We start from the raw sequence: 19,363 nt of genomic DNA, 5'->3' as shown, positions 1-19,363 counted from the left end.
TGTTCGTCCTGAAATGCAGTGCTTAGAAGTTCACGCCGAAGCTGAGGGCCACGAAGTCGCGGTCATCCACGGTGGTGTACTTGCCGTCGAAGAAATTGGTGTAGGCCAGGCTCGCGGTATAGGTGTTCTGGTATTCGGCATCGACGCCGAGGCTGACCGCCTTGCGACCTTCCTCGAAGTTGCCGCCAGGGCCTGGCGAGTAACCGCTGACGTCATGGGACCAGGCCACGTTGGGTCTGAGGTTCACGCCGGCGAACACGTCGTTGTAATCCCAGATGGCCCGACCGCGATAACCCCAGGACATCGACGTGGTGAAGCCATCGTTGTCGCAATTGCGGCTGCGGTTGTTCTGCGGTGAACCGGGGCCTGCGCCGTTGATGGTGCTGGCGTTGAGGATGTTGGCGCAGGTGTTGGCAGTGCCGGTGGCCGGCAACTCACCCGGGCCATAGACCGGATCGCGGCCGTAACGCTTCTCGGAGCGGCTTTCCAGCCCGCCGACATACGTCGCGCCGACTTCGCCGACGAGGGTCAGACGACTGGCGCCCATGACCTGATCGAAGAAGTGCGTGAAGGTCGTTTGCAGCTGGGTGATTTCCTTGCGCTCGTAGCCGTGCAGATCCTGACCCGGCACGCCCGTGAGCAGCGAAGCGTTGGTCAGCGCGCCGCCCAGTGGGCGCACGCCGGCGAACAGGATGTCGGTGGAGTTCAGTTGCACCGGCGCATTCGGACGGTAGCTGATCTCACCGCTCCATGCCGTACCGGTAGGCAGGGTGGTCGAGAAGCTCAAACCGTAGAGGCGGATGTCTTCAGGGTATTCAACGAAGTACTGCGAGTTGCCCGCCACCAGCAATGGCGCGAGCGCGGCGAAAGGCCCTGGCAGCGAGGCAGCGGTGTTGTAGACCGACTGCGGCGCACCGGTTGCGCTGAAGATCGGCGCACGGCTGTGGTAGTTCATGAAGTAGGCGCCGAACTCGGTGTCCAGCGGTTCGTACATGTACTTGAACGACACGCCGTACTGGCCGCTGTCACGGGCATCGCGGTCCGGACCGCGACGCACCAGCACGCCTTCCTGGTTGACATCGACGCCGGCGCCCGCCAACGGCCCAAGGGCAATGGCCGGAATCTGCGAACGCTTGTTCAGCACGCGCAGGTTGTTGTCGCAACCGTCGGCAATGATGTCTGGCTGCGAGAAGAACGTGCCGCAATTGTCGACGACAGTCTGGTCCCATTCCAGCTGGTAGAACGCTTCGGCCGAGAGGTTGTCGGTCAGGCTCTGCGAGACGTAGAACATGTTGACCGGAATCAGGCCTTCCTTGATCTCGGCGCCAGGACGACGGAACGCGGAGACGTCGATCGGGTTGATCGAGTTGATGCCACCGCCAATGAAGGTACTTTCACCCCAGCTCACCACTTGCTTGCCCAGACGCACGGAGCCCGGCTGATCGGCAATCGAGTAATTGTGGTAGACGAAGGCGTCGAGAATCTGCCCGCCGGAGGACTTGGCGCCTTCCTTGCGGTTGCTGTCGCTGATGTCCTTGAACTGACGGCTTTCGTCCTTGAGTTCGAAGTCGTACCAGTATTTGCCACGGACGAACACGCCGGTGTCGCCGTATTTCAATTCAAGGTCATGGATGCCCTTGAAGATTTTCGAAAAGGTTTCGCCGCTCTTGAAGTTGGCGTGACCGTCATCGGAGGTCTGCGACAGGCCATGGCCGCCGTTGTTGACGCCGATAAGGTTCTTGTTCGGGCTCTGAGTAGACCAACTGGCACCGATCGACAGGGACGAGTCGAACTGGCCTTCGATTTCACCGACGTTGAAGCTGACGCCGAATGCAGGCCCGGCGAGCGAGGAGGCAAGACTGACCGCCAGAGGCAGTTTCGCCCGGCGCCAGAACTGGTTTACTGAGGTCATCGACGCTACTCCATGTGCATTATTGTTATGGCAGTGAGTACTTTTAAAAACGCTGTGAAGGGCCGGGCGCCAGGGCTGCCCGTAATACCTCCAGAGTTGCTCGCCCCGATCAGTGCGTGTGCTCCGTTCTTAAAAAGTCCTTGAGCGGACTATAGCCAGCAGGGGGTACTGCTTGATCCCTCTAAAGTGTGATTTGCAGCAGCCAACCACTCTGGAACAGTCCTTTCGCCAGTCCGACACAGGTCGGCAGGGCAAGGATGGCTGATTTTTTCGATTTCACAAGCCAAGCGCTTGCTCGGGAGGTCTGGCGCGCCGGTTTCAGCGCGCCAGCAGGTACTCAGAGGGTCGACAGAAAGGTGCTGTTGTTGGCCTGCCATTCGGTGATGTCGAGGCGGATGCGCTTCTTGTCGAGCTTGCCGACACTGGTCTTGGGAATTTCGGTAACAAGGGCGATCTGACTCGGAATCGCCCACTTGCTCAAGTGCCCCAGCTCGACGAACGGCTTGAGGTGTTCCTTGAGTTCCCGCGCACCGATCACATGGCCTTCACGGACCACCAGCAAGGCAAACGGCCGCTCGCCCCACTGCGGATCGGCAATCCCCACCACTGCTACTTCACGTACCGCCGCGTGTCGGCTGATCAGGTCTTCGAGGTCCAGCGAGGAGATCCATTCGCCGCCGGTCTTGATCACGTCCTTGATCCGGTCGCGGATGTCGATCACGCCCATGCTGTCGAGCGTCGCCACATCACCGGTGTGCAGCCAGCCGCCGGACCAGAGTTCGGCGCCCTTCTGCGGTTCGTTGAAATAGCCTTCGGTGAGCCAGGGCGCACGCAGCACCAGTTCGCCTTGAGTCTCGCCATCGGCCGGGAGAAAGTTGCCCTCGCTGTCGACGATCGCCGCTTCCACCAGCGGTCCCGGTACGCCGGCCTTGATCCGGTAGGTGGTGCGTTCGTCTTCGCTGCCGGCCATCAACTCGTCATTCAGATGGGCGCAGGACACCAACGGCCCGGTTTCCGACATGCCATAGGCCGCCGTCAGCTGAATGCCACGGGCCTTGGCGTTTTCATACAGGGAGCGGTTGAGCGCGCTGCCGCCAATGACGATTTTCCAGCCGGCGAAATCGGTGTCTTGCGCGGCTTTGGCGTTGAGCAGCATTTGCAGGATGGTCGGCACACAGTGGGAAAACGTGACCTTCTCCTTGCGCCACAGCGCCACCAGATATTCCGGGTCGTAGCGCCCCGGATACACCTGCTTGAGGCCGAGCATCGTCGCCACGTACGGCAAACCCCAGGCGTGGACGTGAAACATCGGCGTGATCGGCATGTACACATCGTTGGTGCCAAGCAGGCGCACGCTGTCGATCGAACCCATGATCGTCGCCACGCCAATCGTGTGCAGCACCAGTTGCCGGTGGGTGAAATAAACGCCTTTCGGGTTACCGGTCGTGCCTGTGGTGTAGAACGTCGTGGCGACCGAGTTTTCGTCGAAATCCTCGAAGTCATACTGCGGGCTCGCCGCGGCCAGTAGCTGTTCGTACTCGCCGACCAGGTTCGGCAAGTCAGCGGTTTTCTCCGGCAGATCGGTCAGCAGCAAGGTTTTCTCGACCGTGGTCAGGTGCGGCGCAATGGCTTGATACAGCCCGGCGAACTCGCTGTTGACCAGCACAAAGCGGTCCTCGGCATGATTCATCGTGTAGAGAATCTGCTCGGGCGACAGGCGCACGTTGATCGTATGAATCACCGCACCGATCATCGGGATGGCGAACATGCACTCCAGATAACGATGGCTGTCCCAGTCCATCACCGCCACGGTGTCACCGGCCTTCACCCCGGCAGCGGTCAGCACATTGGCCAGCCGAGCGACGCGCTCGATCAGCGTCGGGTAGCTGTAGCGCAACTGGTCACGGTAGACGATCTCGCGGGTTTTCTCATAACGGGCGCCAGACATCAGCAGCCGCTTGATCAGCAATGGATACTGGTAGGCCCCATCGGCCGGAGGAATGACGCGAGTCTGCAACATAGGAATCCCTTTTCTGACTGCACGGTGTTGGCGGAGAGATTCGTACTCTAGTGCGCCTGCGTGACCGTCAAATCAGCCAAAGGAATGATTTGCAGAGCCGAACAAATGCTAGCTTTGCGCCAGCATTTCGAGCTGATCTGGAAGAAAACACTACCTGTGGGAGCGAGCCTGCTCGCGAGGGCGTCGGGTCAGTCGACATCTTCGGTGACTGTACTAGCGCTTTCGCGAGCAGGCTCGCTCCCACAGGGATTAATGTGTTCCAGCTCTCAATGCATCTCGGTAAACGCGATTTTCACGCCGAGAGCAATCAGCACAGCGCCCATGGTGCGGTCGAACCAGTGGCCCATGCGCGCGAACCCGGCGCGCACGCGTTGCTGGCTGAACAGCAGCGCCACCAGGCAAAACCAGAATGCCGTTGCCACCGCCAGGTAAACTCCATAACCGGCCTGCACGGCCAGTGGCGTGTGCGGGTTGATCACCACGGTGAACAGCGACAGGAAAAACAGTGTGGCTTTCGGGTTCAGGCCGTTGGTGACGAAGCCCGAGGTAAACGCGCCACGCGCCGTGCGGACGCCGGCCTCCTGGTGCAGATCATCGGCAACGGCTTTGGCCGGTTGCGCGCGCAAGGCCTTGAAGCCGATGTACAGCAGATACGCAGCCGCCGCCCACTTCAACGCGTTGAACAGCACGATCGACTGCGACACGATCAGGCCGATGCCCAACAGCGAATAGCCGACATGCAGGAAAATCGCCGTGCCCACCCCCAGCGCCGTCCAGGTGCCGGCGCGACGCCCGTGGGTCACGCTTTCGCGCACCACCACGGCAAAGTCCGGGCCGGGACTGGCGACGGCCAGCAAGTGGATCAGGGCAACGGTCAGGAATTCGGTCCAGTACATGGGGGCTCCTTTGGGGCAGCTTGGTCAAACATAAATGCGCGGCGAACTCGAACCTGTGGCGAGGGGATTTATCCCCGTTCGGCTGCGCAGCAGTCGTAAATTCAGTGCATGCGGTGTAACTGTTTCAACGCGATTGCCAGTTTCAGGCGCGCTTCGCGCGCCAACGGGGATAAATCCCCTCGCCACAGAGTTATTCACATTGCGATGCATCGCATCAGACTTTCGTGCTCTGAGTAACCAATTGTTTCATCTGGTAGGCTCGGCAGAGTACGCCCTCCGCTCACAGCACAAAAGGTACAGTTGATGACGAACTCGCGCCGCGCGGTATTTCTTGATCACCCTTCGCTGGACCTCGGCGATCTGGACCTCGGTCCGTTGCGCGAATGCTTCAGCGATCTGCAACTGTTCGCGCAAACCCTGCCCGAGCACGTCAGCGAACGGCTGCACGGCGCCAGCGTGGCAATCACCAATAAAGTCGTGATCGACGCCGCCGCCATGGCTGCCAACCCGCAGTTGCAACTGATCCTGATCAGCGCCACCGGCACCAACAACGTCGACCTCAGCGCCGCCCGCGCCCACGGCATCACTGTGTGCAATTGTCAGGGTTACGGTACGCCGTCCGTTGCGCAACACACGATCATGCTGCTGCTCAACCTCGCCACGCGTCTGGCCGATTATCAAAAAGCCGTCGCTGAAGGCCGCTGGCAGCAGGCCAAACAGTTCTGCCTGCTCGACTACCCAATCGTTGAACTGCAAGGCAAAACCCTGGGCCTGCTCGGGCACGGCGAACTCGGTGGTGCCGTGGCGCGGCTGGCCGAAGCGTTCGGCATGCGCGTGTTGCTCGGGCAGATTCCCGGACGCCCCGCTCGCGCAGACCGCTTGCCGCTGGATCAACTGCTGCCGCAGATCGACGCCCTCACCCTGCACTGCCCGCTCAACGAACACACCCGCCACTTCATTGGTGCCCGCGAGCTGGCCGCGATGAAACCCGGCGCGTTCGTGGTCAACACCGCCCGGGGTGGCTTGATCGATGAGCAGGCGCTGGCCGATGCTTTGCGCAGCGGCCACCTCGGCGGTGCAGCGACGGACGTGCTCAGCGTTGAACCGCCGAGCCACGGCAATCCGCTGCTCGCCGCCGACATTCCGCGCCTGATCGTCACTCCGCATAACGCCTGGGGCAGTCGCGAGGCGCGGCAACGCATCGTCGGGCAACTGAGCGAAAACGCCCGGGCGTTCTTCAGCGGTGAGGCGCTGCGGGTCGTCAGTTGATAAACTGCGGCACTTTTTTTTCGAGGAGCAGTTATGGATCCGCGCAGTGAAGTACTGCTTCGTCAGGCCGAGTTATTCCAGGGTTCGTTGTTACTGGCCGGGCTGCCCGCCGACGATCTGCTTGGGCGTCTGCCCAACGCGTTTGGCTGGTGCTGGCACGCGGGCGATCAAGCCGCGCTGGAAGCCCGCTTCGAAGGGCGCAGCCAGTTCGGCGTGAACGTGCCGGAGCGTGAGTTCGACAGCGCCGTGGTGTTCCTGCCCAAGTCTAAAGACCTGACCGATTACATCCTCAACGCCGTGGCGTCGCGTCTGGCCGGGCGTGAAGTGTTCTTGGTCGGGGAGAAGCGCAGCGGCATCGAAGGCGCCTCCAAGCAACTCAACCCGTTCGGCAAGCCGCGCAAACTCGACAGCGCGCGCCATTGCCAGCTCTGGCAAGTGACCGTAGCCAACGCGCCGCAAGCCAAGTCGCTGGAAAGCCTGGCGCAGACCTACGAACTGCCGCTGGCTGAAGGCCCGTTGAAAGTCATCAGCCTGCCGGGCGTGTTCAGCCATGGTCGGCTCGATCGCGGCAGCGCGCTGTTGCTCGATCATCTGGACAAACTGCCGAGCGGCCATTTGCTCGACTTCGGTTGTGGCGCCGGCGTGCTGGGCGCGGCGGTCAAACGCCGCTACCCGCACAATCAGGTGACGCTGCTGGACGTGGATGCGTTTGCCGCCGCGAGCAGCCGTCTGACCTTGGCCGCCAATGGTCTGGACGCAGAGGTGCTGACCGGCGACGGTATCGACGCCGCGCCGATGGGTTTGAGCGCGATTCTGAGCAACCCGCCATTCCATGTCGGCGTGCATACCGATTATTTCGCCACGGAGAACTTGCTGCGAAAAGCGGCCAAACATCTGAAAAACGGTGGCGAACTTCGACTTGTGGCCAATAGCTTCCTGAAGTATCAGCCGTTGATCGAAGAGCATCTGGGCGTTTGTGCGATCAAGGCAGAAGGCAACGGCTTTCGAATTTATCGGGCCAAGCGCGGTTGAAAATTTGTTCTTGCCCAATCGGATTTGCCTAGGCAGAATCCGCTCCGTCCTAGGGGAGTAGTCTCCCACGAGCGCCAAGCTCGTCCGGCATACGTCAACATACTTGATCCTCAGATCATGGCGTATGCGACCCCAGCGTCCGCAACAGACGGATCGCAGGGTTTGACAAGACCTATGACACGCACACCTTACCCGGGGCGGGAAGGCTGTACGTGTCATAGCCGTGTCGACCCGCCCCTTAGGAAATCCCTGATGCTGGACTCGTTACTCGTTCCCACCGCTATCGTTGCCTTGGCCGAAATCGGCGACAAGACGCAACTGCTCGCGCTGATTCTCGCCGCTCGCTTTCGCAAACCCTGGCCGATCATTGCCGGGATTGTCGCCGCGACCCTGGCCAACCACGCAGCAGCCGGTGCGGTAGGAGCCTGGTTCGGCAGTTTCTTTTCCGACGCCGTGCTGCACTGGATTCTCGCCGCGAGCTTCGCCGCCACTGCGCTGTGGACACTGGTCCCGGACAAACTGGATGACGACGAAGCCAGCACCGCGCGCAAGTTCGGGCCGTTCCTGACCACGCTGATTGCCTTCTTCCTAGCTGAAATCGGTGACAAGACCCAGATCGCCACGGTGATGCTCGCCGCGCAATACCCGGAACTGTGGCTGGTGATTATCGGCACGACCGTGGGCATGCTGATTGCCAACGTGCCGGTGGTACTGGCGGGTAATTTTGCCGCGGACAAGTTGCCGCTGACCCTGATCCGTCGCCTGGCGGCTTCGGCGTTCCTGATTCTGGCAATCGTTGCGGTTTATAAAGCGATGCAGAGCAGCGGCTGGGTTTAACCTTGTCGACTGAAAACCTGTGGCGAGGGGATTTATCCCCGATGGGCTGCGCAGCAGCCCCAAACCTGTAAATGCGGTCTATCTGAGACATCAGGTTTCGGGGCGCTTCGCACCCCATCGGGGATAAATCCCCTCGCCACAATGGATCTTCCAGGCCCCTGTATCCGATCCGTTACAGAAACTGCGACGACTCAGGATTTCGGGGCTTTTTCGTACAACGGCATCACCTTCGGAATCGCCGCCTGCAGCGAGGCAATCCGGCTGGTGGAGGCCGGGTGAGTGCTCATGAATTCCGGAGGTGAACCCTCGGAAGCCTTGCTCATCTTGTTCCACAACGTAATCGCCGCGTTCGGGTTGTAGCCGGCGCGAGCGGCCAGTTCCAGACCGATCAGGTCGGCTTCGTTTTCGTTGGCGCGGCTGTTGGGCAGCGTCATGCCGTAGTTGGCCACAGTGTCGGCCAGCGCCAGGCTGTCCTGACCCAGACCGAACAATGCGCCGGCACCCTGCTTGGCCATCTCGATGCCGTAGGCCTTGGACATCGCTTCACGCCCGTGCTCGCGCAACGCGTGGGCGATTTCATGGCCCATGATGGCGGCGATTTCATCGTCGGTGAGTTTCAGGCTGTCGATCAGCCCGGTGTAGAAAATGATCTTGCCGCCGGGACCACAGTTGGCGTTGAGCTCATCGCTCTTGATCAGATTGACTTCCCATTGCCATTGCGCCGCATCCGGACGGAAGTTCGGCGCCTGGGCGATCAGACGATTGGCGATGGCCTGCACCCGCTTGGCTTCCGGGCTGCTCTTGTCCAGCACGCCTTTGCTCGACGCCTCGCCGATGGTCTTCTGATAGGACTGCGCGTACATCTGGTCGACCTCTTGCGAGGACAGCATGCTGAACATGTATTGCTTGCGCTCCACCCCGACGGCGCCGCCGCTGGTGGTGTTGACCGACTGACACCCGGCCAGCAGCAGCGCTGCGCTCAGTGCACTTACAACCAATGTCTTGTTCATTCAAAAGCTCCCTGAAAACCTGTCGCGTATCCTAGGCGGGTAATGGTATCGGCGCCAGAGACAACAGACGTGTTGCAGCGACTTTCAGACGTTTCCCGCCATGCCGGCCGGAAAAGCTGCATAACCCCGACACAACCACTGCGTCGCGTACCGATCCATTTGCGACGTCCGGCCACTCATTCCGACCAACGCCGCTCATGGCCCTGCCGGCACCGCCGATAAATCCCTCGCAGATTGTCCTCTTGCGTGCGGAGTTCCCATGAAGTTCAAGTCGATCCAGTTTTCCGTCGCCGCCCTGGCCGGCGCCATCGTCCTCAGCGTGGTCGCGGCGCTGGTGCTGTATGCGCTGTTTTCCGGCGCACGCACGCAAGAGATGGTGCAACAGCGCACCCAGGCGCAGTTCGAGCAAGTCATCGAGCAGCGCCTGACCTCGCTGGCGCAGACCCAGGTCAGCCAGATCCAGCGCGAACTCGAAGCACCGTTGCTGATTGCCGGTGGCCTGGTGCGGGTCAATGCCCTGCTCGGCACGGCGGGTGCCGATGGCCAACCGCGCCTGAGCATCAGCCGTGAGCAACTGATCAGCCTGATCAAGGAAAACGTCGAAAAGAACCCGAAGATTCTCGGTACCTACATTGGCTGGGAAAAAAACGCACTGGACCACAATGACGCGGCCTACATCGGCAGCGCCGTGGTCGGCATCGATCCCGCCAACGGGCGCTTCCTGCCATGGTGGTTCCGCAACACCGACGGCACCCTAGGCGTGGACAAACTGGCCGATGTCGACGATCAGAAAACCCTGTCCACCGGCGTGCGCGCCAGCGAGTACTATCTGTGCTCGAAAGAAACGAAAAAACCCTGTGTGATCGATCCGGCGCCCTACAAGGTCGGCGACAAGATCGTCATGCTCGCCTCCTTTATCGAACCGATCATGGTCAACGGCGCCTTCCAGGGCATCGTCGGCGCTGACCTGTCGGTGAACTTCATTCAGGACATGCTCCTCGCCGCCAACCAGAAACTCTACAGCGGCGCGGGTGAAATGGCGCTGATCGGCGGCAATGGCCGCATCGTCGCCTACACCAGGGACTCGAACAAATTTGGCGAAAAAGTCAGCGACATCCTCGACGCCGAACAGACCGCCAACATGGCCAGTCTCAAGCGTGGCGAAGTCACCTACTCGGTGAACACCGACAAGGGCCGCATCGAGCTGTACCTGCCGTTCGGCATCGGCCAGACCGATGCACGCTGGACGCTGATGCTGCAACTGCCGCTCAACGCGGTCATGGCTGATCTGCAAAACCTGCAGGCCGAACTCGATGCCCAACGCAAGTCCGACACTTTTGGCATGGCCATGGTCGGCTTGGTCATCGCAGCTGTCGGTCTGCTGGTGATCTGGCTGGTGGGCCACGGCATCGCGCGGCCCCTCAAGCAGATGGTCGCCATGCTCGACGATATCGCTCAGGGCGAAGGCGATCTGACCCGTCGCTTGAGCAGCGATCGCAGTGATGAACTGGGCTCGATTGCCAAAGGCTTCAATACCTTTCTTGCCAAGTTGCAGGCGATGATCACGCAAGTGGTGACCTCGGTGCAGAGCGTCAGTGATTCCTCGGAACACACGGCCGACATCGCGATTCGCACCAACATCGGCGTGCAAAAACAACTGGCCGAGATCGATCAAGTGGCGACAGCGGTCCAGGAAATGACCGCCACCGCCCAGGACGTGGCGCGCAATGCCACACAAGCGGCGCAAGCGGCCAGCCATGCCGATCAGGCCGCCAGCCAGGGCATGCAGATCGTCCGCGACACCTCGAACTCGATTGGCGTGCTCGCCGTGGAAATCGGCAAGGCGGTCGATGTGGTGCAGACCCTGGCCAAGGACAGCGAAAACATCAACGCGATCCTCACGGCGATTCGCGGGATCGCTGAACAGACCAACCTGCTGGCACTGAACGCCGCGATCGAAGCGGCGCGGGCCGGTGAACAGGGGCGTGGTTTTGCCGTGGTTGCGGATGAAGTGCGCAATCTGGCGCAGAAGACCCAAAAAGCCACTGAAGAAATCCAGGCGATGATTCAGCAGTTGCAACAAGGCACCCGCGATGTAGTGCGGGTCATGGAGGACAGCCAGAACCGCACCGACGAAAGCGTGCAACACGCGGCGAAAGCGGCCGAGGCGCTGGAGACAATCACCCAGGCCGTGTCGGTGATCAACGACATGAACACGCAAATTGCCAGTGCGGCCGAGGAACAAAGCGCGGTGGCCGATGACATCAACCGCAATGTAATCAATATCGGCCAGGTCGCGAACGAAGTGGCCGGCGGCGCGGATGAGTCGAGTTCGGCGAGCGCGAGTCTGACCAAGCTGGCCGAGCAGCAGCGGCGGTTGATCAATCAGTTCAAGGTCTAAAGACGCCGGAAGGTTCTTCGAACCTTATCGCGAGCAGGCTCACTCCTACATTTGAAATGCGTTCCCATGTAGGAGTGAGCCTGCTCGCGAAAGGGCCGGCACAGACAACTCAACCCGGGGTCAAACACTCCGGCCCATTGAGCTTCGGATCATTCACCAGATTCGCCAGCACCCGCTCACGCAGCGCCGCCGGCTCACTGGCAAGCAATCCCTGCAAGACATGCAGCGGCGTCTCGGGATCAAGCCATGCCGCCTGCCCGGCCTCATCGAGAATCAAAGGCCGGCGCTGACTGGCCGCCGGCTGGGTGATCACCGCCGTGCTCAGCCAGACCTGTTCCTGCACCGGATACGCCTCCCAGATCGCCGCGAAAAACAGCGACGAGCCCTCTCCCGGCGTCAGCCAGTATGGCCGCTTGCGCTGGGTGCCGCGCCATTCGTAGAAACCGTTGGCCGGCAGCAAGCAGCGCCGCAGCCGCAGCGCCTCACGAAACATCGGCTGCTCGGCCACGGTTTCGGCCCGGGCATGGGCGGGGGTTTTCGACAGGTCGGTCAGCCACGGCGGCGTCAGGCCCCAGCGCGCACGGGCCAATGTGCGCTCGCCGTCTTCAGCGGCGCGCAGCATCAACACCGAATCATTAGGGGAAATGTTCCACTGCGCCTGCTGATCGGCGGGAAAACCTGGCAGGGCCGCGAAGTCGCGATTCCAGCGAAACAGGGCATAACGTCCACACATGGGGCAACACGACTCTTGATCAAACGAACGTCAGCCTAACAGACCAGCGTCCCGGGGAAGCTCTCCGGTTCGTCGCCGGGCAGCGGCAGCGCGGCATTGTACGCGGTGATCAGCTCGCGGGCGTATTCGGCCTGATCGTTATCGACGGACAGGCCGAGCAGGCCAAAAATCGGCAGTTCGCCCGTGCCGCCTAGCAGATTCTGCCCGACCAGATGCGCCTCGATGCCTTCGCTGGCGAGCATGCCCTTGAGCATTTCGCCTTCCATCAGGCTGGCCGGTTCGTAGATTCGCTGCATGAGCGCCCCTCACTCGTTTTCGCTGAAGACTTCCAGATGCCATTCTTCATCATGCACCTGCAAAACAAACGTGATCGGTCGGCAGCACACCTGACAGTCCTCGATATACGTCTGATCCCCGCCGGACAGATCCAGCGTGGTCTCGACCTCTTCACCACAATACGGACATTCATACACTGCATTTTCCAGCATCGCGGTCTCCCAGGTGACTTGTGCGTATAATCGCCGGTCTATTTGCAGGGCTATTTTTGTCTGGCTACTTTTTCAGACCGTGCCCTGCGGGTTTTCGATCAAACCCCTAACTTACCCTAGCCGTTTCCAACAAGAGAGCATGATGGGCGAATTCGATGCCATCCGACCTTACGACGACAGCGAAGTACCTGCGGTACTGGCAAGGCTGCTCGGCGACAAGGCGTTTCTAGATATCCTCACCCACTTCCGCTTCCCGCGTTTTGCCGGTGCCTTCGGCTGGATGCTCAAACCTCTTATAGCCCATCGGCTGCGTCGTGAGTTTGCCGACGTGACGTCCGTGGCTACCTTACAGGACAAAGTCGAGTTCTACGTCGACCACACCATCGAGCGCGCCACCGACGGTGTGACCTACACCGGGGTCGAGCAATTCAAGTCCGGCAGCGCTTATCTGTTCATCGCCAACCACCGCGACATCGTCATGGACCCGGCCTTCGTCAATTACGCTGTGTACCACGCCGGCCTGCCGACGCCACGCATCGCTATCGGCGACAACCTGCTGCAAAAGCCGTTTGTCAGCGACCTGATGCGTTTGAACAAGAGCTTTATCGTCCACCGTTCGATCACTGGCCGCCGCGAGAAAATGGCCGCCTATCAACTGTTGTCGGCCTACATCAACCACTCGATCCGCAACGATTGCGCCTCGATCTGGATCGCTCAGGCCGAAGGCCGGGCGAAGGATGGCGATGACCGCACCGAGTCGGCGATCCTCAAGATGTTCCACATGAGCCGCAAGGACGAGCCGTTCGGTGAAGTGATTCGTTCGCTGAATCTCACGCCGGTGTCGATCAGCTATGAATATGACCCGTGCGACCAGGCCAAGGCCCGCGAGTTGTATATCCGCGCCACCACCGGCACCTACACCAAGGCGCCCGGTGAAGATGATGTGAGCATCGCCAAGGGCATCACCGGCTACAAGGGCCGGGTGCACGTGAACTTCGCTGCGCCGATCACCGAGCTGTTCGAAGACACCAAGCAATTGGCGATCGAGATGGACAAGCAGATTCTCGGCGGCTATCGGCTGTTCCCGGTGCATTACCTGGCGTATGCACAGTGGGCCGATGCCGATCCGCAATTGAATGTGCCGAAGGCGGCCGAAGTGTTCCCGGCGGACGAACTGGCCAAGGCGCAGGAAGAATGGCAGAACCGGCTGGACGCCTGCCCCGAGGAGCATCGTCCATACCTGGTGCTGCAATATGCGACGCCGGTGCGTAATCAGTACCGGGTCAAGGCCGGGTTGCCGTTGTAAGCAACAGCTGTGGCGAGGGGATTTATCCCCGCTGGACTGCGCAGCAGGCCCTGTTTTTCTCAGATAAGAAACTGGGGAGCGCTGCGCACTCCAACGGGGATAAATCCCCTCGCCACAGGATTTGCTTTTGCTTTCAGAAGCGCGTGCTGATCCAGGAGACGATCAGGGCCAGCCCCAGGCAGGCGAAACCGAAACGATAGAAAAACCGGTTCATGCGCAATGTCGCCCAATCCAGAATCGGCTCGACATTCGGCTGCGCCTGACGCTGTGCGGCAAGACTGGCCTGCGCGCGTTGCTCACGGCGACGGGTTGCGTGCAGCAGCCAACTGCCGGGGAACGCGAGCAGCAAGGCCAGCAGGTTGATCAGTTTGGCGGGATGGGCGGTAAACAGCGTCATCAAGTGCAACGACATCACAGACCTCAATCTAAATCGGTGTGGCAGGCGCCAGATCGACGACCGCGGCGCGAATTCTACCCAAACCTGGCCACCCTGCCCCGGCCTTTGCGATAAATAACCTGACAATCGACCGATGGCTGTCCTGTGTCACGGCATCGTCATGTGGATCCTTCACCCTGCGCGCCTCGAAACACACATGGAACGCGACATGCTGCACGCTGAAAACCAGGATCGCCTGTACCTCATCACCCCTTACGACGAACAGCAAAGTCTGGTCGGCAGCCTTGCCTTCAATGTGCAGGATCGCCATTGGCTGGTGTATTGCGCGCTGGGCGGGCATCAGCATGCGGATTTGCCGGAGACAGATTTGCTGACAGGGGTGAGCGTGCTGGAGTTCTATTCCCAAGCCGCCTGACACACCACCGTTCCCCTGTAGGAGTGAGCCTGCTCGCGATAGCGTATTGTCAGCCAGCATTGATGTTGCTGACAGAGCGCCATCGCGAGCAGGCTCACTCCTACAAGGGGCGGTGGTGAATCAAGAATCGGCAGGTACAAAAAAGCCCGGAACCATCACTGGCACCGGGCTTTTTCACAGCGGCCGATAACTTACTCGGCCAGCACCTGACCCACGGTCGGATCCTTGAACAGACGCGTCAGCGCATCGCTCAATACATCGCTGACCAGTTTGGTGTTGGTTTCCTGGTTCGGCGCCATGCCGAAGCGCTGGTCCAGCGAAGCGCCGTAACGGCCACTGTAACGACGGTTGGCGTTTTGCACGTCCGAGCGGAAGGTCGCGCCGATGGTCGCCTCGGTCACGTACATGCCTTCTTTCGGCGACTGATATTTCAGCTCGGCCAGGGTCACGGTCAACTGCGGCGCGTTCGGCGCGTTGTTGGTCGGGGTGAACCCCAGCAAACGCACAGCGGCTTCAGCCTGGGCCTGCAGCTTGGGCAGGATCTGCTCGCGCTGCACGGTGATGGCGCTGGTTTCCGGGTACAGACCGCCACGGGTGCCCAGGGTTGGCGAAGGACGGCCGTCGACGACACGCACGACCACAGGCTGGCCGCGACCGACCGGTGCCAGTTGCGTGGTCAGCTTCGGCTCCGGATTCAGTTGTTGCGGGCTGTGGGCGCAGCCGGCCAGGGTCAAACCGGCGACAGTGATCAAACCGAACAACAGGCGTTGCAACATGCTCTTCTCTCCAGAATCAGGCACAAACAGGCCGGCAGTATAGCGGTGGGCCACTGCAGCTCACCAGCGGGACGCGGTGAATACTGAAATGTCTGACACACCCCGGCGAAGGCGGTTCCTGTCATACATTCTTCACCATCCATACACCGCGACGTCATGGCTCGCCGGCAAGCTTTGAAACAGTCCTCCTTCAAGGAACTCTGCCATGCGTTATCTGATCTCGCTGTTCGCGCCACGCCCGCTGCACCGCAGCTTCGCCCTGCTCGATCGCAACGGTCACTGCCAGGCTTTCAAACAGTGCAGCCTGCAACCGATGGGTGACGGCTGGGTGGAAATCGAAGAAATTCGCCTGACCTGGTTGAACCAGCCGCTGCCCGCCAGCGCCCGGGTGGTAGCGCGACAAATGCGCGCACGGCCCCAGGTGCAGTTGAGCATCTGACCGGATACCTAATAAAAGTCATTAAACACGAGCAACTGCGCGCATTTCTTCGCTACAATCTCCCCCCGATTATAAGGACGTCTCCTGATCGGGCCCCGCAACAGCGTCAATGCGCTTGCATCGACATCAAAATCGCCCACAGAGAGCCGCCCACACAGATCGAGTGAAGTTGGCGCGCTTGCCTGTTCTTCCGGCAAAACCCCTGCTTTTCGCGAATCTGCAGAGCTGTCATACGCTCGGCCACCGCGTTGTTTTGCCCTTGCGGGCAGGTGCCAGGCCAAGGCAGCCCTTTTTTGAGGTTCACGTCTTCAAAAGAGCGTGAAAAAAACGGGTTTTCACAACTTCACAAGAGTGTGGCGAGCAAATGAATAGTTTTGCGTCTGAACATGCACCATTAGCGTCTGAAACAGCCCAACGACACAGGACCGGGTATACCTCGAACATCGGAGCCTGAAGCCTGTCCGCTACGGATTTGGTTGCACGAAAACGGATGTCTCGACCATAAGTCGAATTGCCAGCCCTGCGCGAAAATGCGTTCATTGAACGCTTGAAACCAGGCCGCACGCATCCGTCGAAGTTGCGAAAAATTGCGAATATTCGGACATGGCGAACCTGACCACGGATAGCCCGGGCCCACTGACCTGCCCTGGAACGCCTGGCAGCCATGCCGACAATTTGGTGCTGCAGATTTGGGAGACGCGTTAAATGGCGCATAACGAAGCAGTCGACGTAGTTCTGGTAGGGGCCGGCATCATGAGTGCCACCCTGGCCGTGCTGCTCAAAGAGCTCGACCCCGCGATCAAGCTGGAAGTCGTCGAGCTGATGGATTCCGGTGCCGCGGAGAGTTCCAACCCGTGGAACAACGCCGGTACCGGCCACGCCGGCCTGTGCGAGCTGAACTACACGCCGCAGGCGGCCGATGGCAGCGTCGACATCAAGAAAGCCGTGCACATCAACACCCAGTTCGAGGTGTCGAAGCAGTTCTGGTCTTACCTGACCAAAAAAGGCACGTTCGGCTCGTGCAAATCCTTCATCAGCCCGGTCCCGCACCTGAGTTTCGTGCAGGGTGACAGTGGTGTGTCGTTCCTCAAGCAACGCTTCAACGTGTTGAGCAAGCACCATGCGTTTGCCGACATGGAATACACCGAAGACAAAGGCAAGATGGCCGAGTGGATGCCGCTGATGATGCCGGGCCGTTCGCCGGACGAAGTCCTTGCCGCCACTCGCGTGATGAACGGCACCGACGTCAACTTCGGCGCCCTCACCAATCAGTTGCTCAAGCACCTGACCAGCGCGCCGGACACCCAGGTCAAATACTGCAAGCGCGTCACCGGCCTCAAGCGCAACGGCGCCGGCTGGACCGTCAGCATCAAGGACGTCAACAACGGCAACACCCGTGAAGTCGACGCCAAATTCGTCTTCCTCGGCGCCGGTGGCGCGGCGCTGCCATTGCTGCAGGCCTCGGGCATCGAAGAAAGCAAAGGCTTCGGCGGCTTCCCGATCAGTGGCCAGTGGCTGCGCTGCGACAACCCGGAAGTGGTCAAGCAGCATCAGGCCAAGGTCTACAGCCAGGCTGCCGTAGGTTCACCACCGATGTCGGTGCCGCACCTGGACACCCGCGTAGTCGATGGCAAGAAATCCCTGCTGTTCGGGCCATACGCCGGCTTCACCACCAAGTTCCTCAAGCACGGCTCCTTCATGGACCTGCCGCTGTCGGTGCGCGCCGGCAACATCGGGCCGATGCTGGCGGTGGCAAAAAACAACATGGACCTGACCAAGTACCTGGTCAGCGAAGTGATGCAATCGATGGAACAGCGTCTGGAATCCCTGCGCCGTTTCTACCCGCAGGCGAAAGCCGAAGACTGGCGCCTGGAAGTGGCGGGCCAACGGGTACAGATCATCAAGAAAGACCCGAAAAAGGGTGGCATCCTGCAGTTCGGCACCGAACTGGTTGCCGCGAAAGACGGCTCCCTCGCCGCACTGCTCGGCGCATCCCCAGGTGCCTCGGTGACGGTTTCGATCATGCTCGAACTGATCGAGAAGTGCTTCCCGGCCAAGGCGTCCGGCGAGTGGGCGGCCAAACTGGCGGAAATCTTCCCGGCCCGTGAAAAGGTGCTGGAAACCGATGCTGCGCTGTATCGCAAGATCAACACGCAGAACAACATTGCGCTGGAACTGGTTGAAGAAAGCAGCGAGACACCAAGCTTCGCTTGATCGCGCCGCATGAAAAACGCCCCGTACTCATTGAGTGCGGGGCGTTTTTTTATGCTCAGGTAACAACCAATACTGCTGGCTCACAACACAACCTTTGTGGCGAGGGGATTTATCCCCGCTCGGCTGCGCAGCAGTCGCAAATTAGTTGCGGTGTGCCTGACACACCCTGCATTCAGGTTTCAGGGCCGCTTCGCCGCCCAACGGGGCGGTGCGACGTTTCGCTAAATCCCCTCGCCACAGGTATCGCGGACACCTCAACTGCGGGCCTTGTCGATCAACTCGATGTACTCGGCGGCATTACGCTGATCTTTGATCTGGTCAACGAAAGTCTGGCCCTGCTCATCTTTGCCATCCAAGTCATAACCAGCGGCGACGAAGAAGCCCAGAAAACGCTCGAAATCATCGATGCGCAGACCACGGTAAGCCTTGATCAGTTTGTGCAGCGACGGCGAAGTGGCGTCGACCGGTTCAAAATCGAGGAACAGCTTGATCTGCTCATCGCCGATCTCGTCACCAATCACTTGTTTCTTATCTTTACGCATTGCCGACTCCAGCTCGCAGACATCATACGGGGCCGGCAGTTTACCCCTGCCCGGCCGCCCGGCTCAACGCGCTCGCACCGCGCCGGTGTGCAAATCGGCCCAGATATGGCCGTTGGCGTAACTGAGGAACTGCACATACACCGTGTCGTTGCGCAACAGATCAATCACCACGCGGTATTGGGCAAGCGGGTAAAACAGCGTCAGGGTTTTGCTTTTGTCGTCGTAAAGCGGCTTTTTCAGGCTCTTGCTTTCGCCATCGAAACTCACCAGCACCTGATTGATGGTCGCGCCTTTATTCAGCGACTTGCCCTTGAGGCGAATCAACAACGACGAAGTGACCGGGATCGGCTGCTGATTGGACTGGCGCTGCGCACCGACCACCACGGAATATTCGCTGACCTGCATCAGTTGCTGCTGCTCGGGTTCGGCGTCGCGCAGGGTCAGGTCGTCCGGCGGCAAGAATTGACTGTGCATCGGCGCGGCGGCCAGCGGCAGGCTGAGGGTCAGAAACAGGGCGGCGAGGCTGCGGGTCAAGAGGCGCATGACAGGCTCCGGGGGGCGGGGCCAAGCACTCTAGCATGGGTATCACACAAGGATCAGCACACACAAAACAACTGTGGGAGCGAGCCTGCTCGCGAAAGCGTCGTGTCAGTCAGCATGAATGTAACTGACACAT

At 60.3% G+C, this 19,363-nt stretch carries 19 protein-coding genes and 1 riboswitch; of the genes, 8 read left to right on the top strand and 11 right to left on the bottom strand.

What is annotated here, in order from left to right:
• Positions 1–22: 22 nt before the first annotated feature.
• The 3 genes from HU765_RS08860 to HU765_RS08850 all read right to left on the bottom strand — a co-directional run bounded on the left by HU765_RS08860 (position 23) and on the right by HU765_RS08850 (position 4,828).
• On the bottom strand, positions 23–1,912 hold the full coding sequence (locus tag HU765_RS08860) for a DUF1302 domain-containing protein (RefSeq protein WP_186619799.1): 1,890 nt from the start codon (positions 1,910–1,912) through the stop codon (positions 23–25).
• 337 nt (positions 1,913–2,249) lie between these two features.
• Positions 2,250–3,932: a fatty acid--CoA ligase gene (locus HU765_RS08855; RefSeq protein ID WP_186619798.1), complete on the bottom strand. Its 1,683-nt coding sequence runs from the start codon at positions 3,930–3,932 to the stop codon at positions 2,250–2,252.
• A 266-nt stretch (positions 3,933–4,198) separates the two neighbouring features.
• Positions 4,199–4,828 (bottom strand): LysE family transporter, encoded by a 630-nt coding sequence (locus HU765_RS08850; protein ID WP_186619797.1) that lies wholly within the window; start codon positions 4,826–4,828, stop codon positions 4,199–4,201.
• Positions 4,829–5,131: 303 nt separating this feature from the next.
• Here HU765_RS08850 and HU765_RS08845 point away from each other — a divergent pair, with 303 nt between their 5' ends.
• The 3 genes from HU765_RS08845 to HU765_RS08835 all read left to right on the top strand — a co-directional run bounded on the left by HU765_RS08845 (position 5,132) and on the right by HU765_RS08835 (position 7,966).
• Positions 5,132–6,097, top strand: a complete 966-nt coding sequence (locus HU765_RS08845) for a 2-hydroxyacid dehydrogenase (RefSeq protein ID WP_186619796.1) — start codon at positions 5,132–5,134, stop codon at positions 6,095–6,097.
• A gap of 33 nt (positions 6,098–6,130) precedes the next feature.
• Entirely contained in the window at positions 6,131–7,129 is a 999-nt protein-coding gene (locus HU765_RS08840; protein WP_186619795.1) for a class I SAM-dependent methyltransferase, read from the top strand.
• A 40-nt stretch (positions 7,130–7,169) separates the two neighbouring features.
• A riboswitch (yybP-ykoY riboswitch) is annotated at positions 7,170–7,292 on the top strand.
• An 89-nt stretch (positions 7,293–7,381) separates the two neighbouring features.
• On the top strand, positions 7,382–7,966 hold the full coding sequence (locus HU765_RS08835; protein ID WP_186619794.1) for a TMEM165/GDT1 family protein: 585 nt from the start codon (positions 7,382–7,384) through the stop codon (positions 7,964–7,966).
• A gap of 191 nt (positions 7,967–8,157) precedes the next feature.
• On the opposite strand, the gene HU765_RS08830 is transcribed toward HU765_RS08835, so the two are convergent.
• A complete protein-coding gene (locus HU765_RS08830) occupies positions 8,158–8,976 on the bottom strand; it encodes a M48 family metallopeptidase (RefSeq protein WP_186551195.1) in 819 nt (272 codons plus the stop codon).
• A 259-nt stretch (positions 8,977–9,235) separates the two neighbouring features.
• Between HU765_RS08830 and HU765_RS08825 the strand changes: the two genes are divergently transcribed.
• Positions 9,236–11,377 carry a methyl-accepting chemotaxis protein gene (locus HU765_RS08825; protein WP_186619793.1) on the top strand — a complete coding sequence of 714 codons (2,142 nt, stop codon included), beginning with the start codon at positions 9,236–9,238 and terminating at the stop codon, positions 11,375–11,377.
• A 109-nt stretch (positions 11,378–11,486) separates the two neighbouring features.
• Here HU765_RS08825 and HU765_RS08820 read toward each other — a convergent pair whose 3' ends face one another.
• From HU765_RS08820 to HU765_RS08810, 3 genes are read right to left on the bottom strand one after another with little or no spacing between them, the layout of a single operon-like run.
• Positions 11,487–12,110: an SOS response-associated peptidase gene (locus HU765_RS08820; protein WP_186619792.1), complete on the bottom strand. Its 624-nt coding sequence runs from the start codon at positions 12,108–12,110 to the stop codon at positions 11,487–11,489.
• A gap of 35 nt (positions 12,111–12,145) precedes the next feature.
• Positions 12,146–12,406, bottom strand: a complete 261-nt coding sequence (locus HU765_RS08815; RefSeq protein WP_186551192.1) for a DUF2007 domain-containing protein — start codon at positions 12,404–12,406, stop codon at positions 12,146–12,148.
• A gap of 9 nt (positions 12,407–12,415) precedes the next feature.
• Positions 12,416–12,598, bottom strand: a complete 183-nt coding sequence (locus tag HU765_RS08810) for a CPXCG motif-containing cysteine-rich protein (protein WP_186551191.1) — start codon at positions 12,596–12,598, stop codon at positions 12,416–12,418.
• Between the two features lie 142 nt (positions 12,599–12,740).
• On the opposite strand from HU765_RS08810, the gene HU765_RS08805 reads away from it, so the two are divergent.
• Entirely contained in the window at positions 12,741–13,904 is a 1,164-nt protein-coding gene (locus HU765_RS08805) for a 1-acyl-sn-glycerol-3-phosphate acyltransferase (RefSeq protein WP_186551190.1), read from the top strand.
• Positions 13,905–14,037: 133 nt separating this feature from the next.
• On the opposite strand, the gene HU765_RS08800 is transcribed toward HU765_RS08805, so the two are convergent.
• Positions 14,038–14,316 (bottom strand): hypothetical protein, encoded by a 279-nt coding sequence (locus HU765_RS08800; RefSeq protein WP_186551189.1) that lies wholly within the window; start codon positions 14,314–14,316, stop codon positions 14,038–14,040.
• 193 nt (positions 14,317–14,509) lie between these two features.
• On the opposite strand from HU765_RS08800, the gene HU765_RS08795 reads away from it, so the two are divergent.
• Positions 14,510–14,716 carry a hypothetical protein gene (locus tag HU765_RS08795; protein ID WP_186619791.1) on the top strand — a complete coding sequence of 69 codons (207 nt, stop codon included), beginning with the start codon at positions 14,510–14,512 and terminating at the stop codon, positions 14,714–14,716.
• Between the two features lie 191 nt (positions 14,717–14,907).
• Here the strand turns inward: HU765_RS08795 and HU765_RS08790 are convergent, their stop codons facing one another.
• Positions 14,908–15,492: a YajG family lipoprotein gene (locus HU765_RS08790; protein ID WP_186551188.1), complete on the bottom strand. Its 585-nt coding sequence runs from the start codon at positions 15,490–15,492 to the stop codon at positions 14,908–14,910.
• Positions 15,493–15,697: 205 nt separating this feature from the next.
• Here HU765_RS08790 and HU765_RS08785 point away from each other — a divergent pair, with 205 nt between their 5' ends.
• The gene (locus HU765_RS08785) at positions 15,698–15,931 is read left to right on the top strand and encodes a hypothetical protein (protein WP_186619790.1); all 234 of its coding nucleotides are present in this window, start codon (positions 15,698–15,700) and stop codon (positions 15,929–15,931) included.
• Between the two features lie 705 nt (positions 15,932–16,636).
• On the top strand, positions 16,637–18,145 hold the full coding sequence (gene mqo, locus HU765_RS08780) for a malate dehydrogenase (quinone) (RefSeq protein ID WP_186619789.1): 1,509 nt from the start codon (positions 16,637–16,639) through the stop codon (positions 18,143–18,145).
• 254 nt (positions 18,146–18,399) lie between these two features.
• Here mqo and HU765_RS08775 read toward each other — a convergent pair whose 3' ends face one another.
• Both HU765_RS08775 and HU765_RS08770 read right to left on the bottom strand, forming a co-directional pair.
• Positions 18,400–18,687 carry a PA4642 family protein gene (locus HU765_RS08775; protein ID WP_186551185.1) on the bottom strand — a complete coding sequence of 96 codons (288 nt, stop codon included), beginning with the start codon at positions 18,685–18,687 and terminating at the stop codon, positions 18,400–18,402.
• Positions 18,688–18,750: 63 nt separating this feature from the next.
• Positions 18,751–19,230 (bottom strand): hypothetical protein, encoded by a 480-nt coding sequence (locus tag HU765_RS08770; RefSeq protein ID WP_186551184.1) that lies wholly within the window; start codon positions 19,228–19,230, stop codon positions 18,751–18,753.
• Between the last annotated feature and the right edge of the window lie 133 nt (positions 19,231–19,363).

The sequence above is a fragment of the Pseudomonas sp. SWRI81 genome (assembly GCF_014268545.1).
Lineage (GTDB): Bacteria > Pseudomonadota > Gammaproteobacteria > Pseudomonadales > Pseudomonadaceae > Aquipseudomonas > Aquipseudomonas hamedanensis.
This window is presented reverse-complemented; position numbering and strand designations above follow the sequence as displayed.

Bases quoted from the DNA above. Each gene is read 5' to 3' on its own strand.
- HU765_RS08860 (WP_186619799.1), bottom strand. From the start codon at position 1,912: ATGACCTCAGTAAACCAGTTCTGGCGCCGGGCGAAACTGCCTCTGGCG.
- HU765_RS08855 (WP_186619798.1), bottom strand. From the start codon at position 3,932: ATGTTGCAGACTCGCGTCATTCCTCCGGCCGATGGGGCCTACCAGTAT.
- HU765_RS08850 (WP_186619797.1), bottom strand. From the start codon at position 4,828: ATGTACTGGACCGAATTCCTGACCGTTGCCCTGATCCACTTGCTGGCC.
- HU765_RS08845 (WP_186619796.1), top strand. From the start codon at position 5,132: ATGACGAACTCGCGCCGCGCGGTATTTCTTGATCACCCTTCGCTGGAC.
- HU765_RS08840 (WP_186619795.1), top strand. From the start codon at position 6,131: ATGGATCCGCGCAGTGAAGTACTGCTTCGTCAGGCCGAGTTATTCCAG.
- HU765_RS08835 (WP_186619794.1), top strand. From the start codon at position 7,382: ATGCTGGACTCGTTACTCGTTCCCACCGCTATCGTTGCCTTGGCCGAA.
- HU765_RS08830 (WP_186551195.1), bottom strand. From the start codon at position 8,976: ATGAACAAGACATTGGTTGTAAGTGCACTGAGCGCAGCGCTGCTGCTG.
- HU765_RS08825 (WP_186619793.1), top strand. From the start codon at position 9,236: ATGAAGTTCAAGTCGATCCAGTTTTCCGTCGCCGCCCTGGCCGGCGCC.
- HU765_RS08820 (WP_186619792.1), bottom strand. From the start codon at position 12,110: ATGTGTGGACGTTATGCCCTGTTTCGCTGGAATCGCGACTTCGCGGCC.
- HU765_RS08815 (WP_186551192.1), bottom strand. From the start codon at position 12,406: ATGCAGCGAATCTACGAACCGGCCAGCCTGATGGAAGGCGAAATGCTC.
- HU765_RS08810 (WP_186551191.1), bottom strand. From the start codon at position 12,598: ATGCTGGAAAATGCAGTGTATGAATGTCCGTATTGTGGTGAAGAGGTC.
- HU765_RS08805 (WP_186551190.1), top strand. From the start codon at position 12,741: ATGGGCGAATTCGATGCCATCCGACCTTACGACGACAGCGAAGTACCT.
- HU765_RS08800 (WP_186551189.1), bottom strand. From the start codon at position 14,316: ATGTCGTTGCACTTGATGACGCTGTTTACCGCCCATCCCGCCAAACTG.
- HU765_RS08795 (WP_186619791.1), top strand. From the start codon at position 14,510: ATGCTGCACGCTGAAAACCAGGATCGCCTGTACCTCATCACCCCTTAC.
- HU765_RS08790 (WP_186551188.1), bottom strand. From the start codon at position 15,492: ATGTTGCAACGCCTGTTGTTCGGTTTGATCACTGTCGCCGGTTTGACC.
- HU765_RS08785 (WP_186619790.1), top strand. From the start codon at position 15,698: ATGCGTTATCTGATCTCGCTGTTCGCGCCACGCCCGCTGCACCGCAGC.
- mqo (WP_186619789.1), top strand. From the start codon at position 16,637: ATGGCGCATAACGAAGCAGTCGACGTAGTTCTGGTAGGGGCCGGCATC.
- HU765_RS08775 (WP_186551185.1), bottom strand. From the start codon at position 18,687: ATGCGTAAAGATAAGAAACAAGTGATTGGTGACGAGATCGGCGATGAG.
- HU765_RS08770 (WP_186551184.1), bottom strand. From the start codon at position 19,230: ATGCGCCTCTTGACCCGCAGCCTCGCCGCCCTGTTTCTGACCCTCAGC.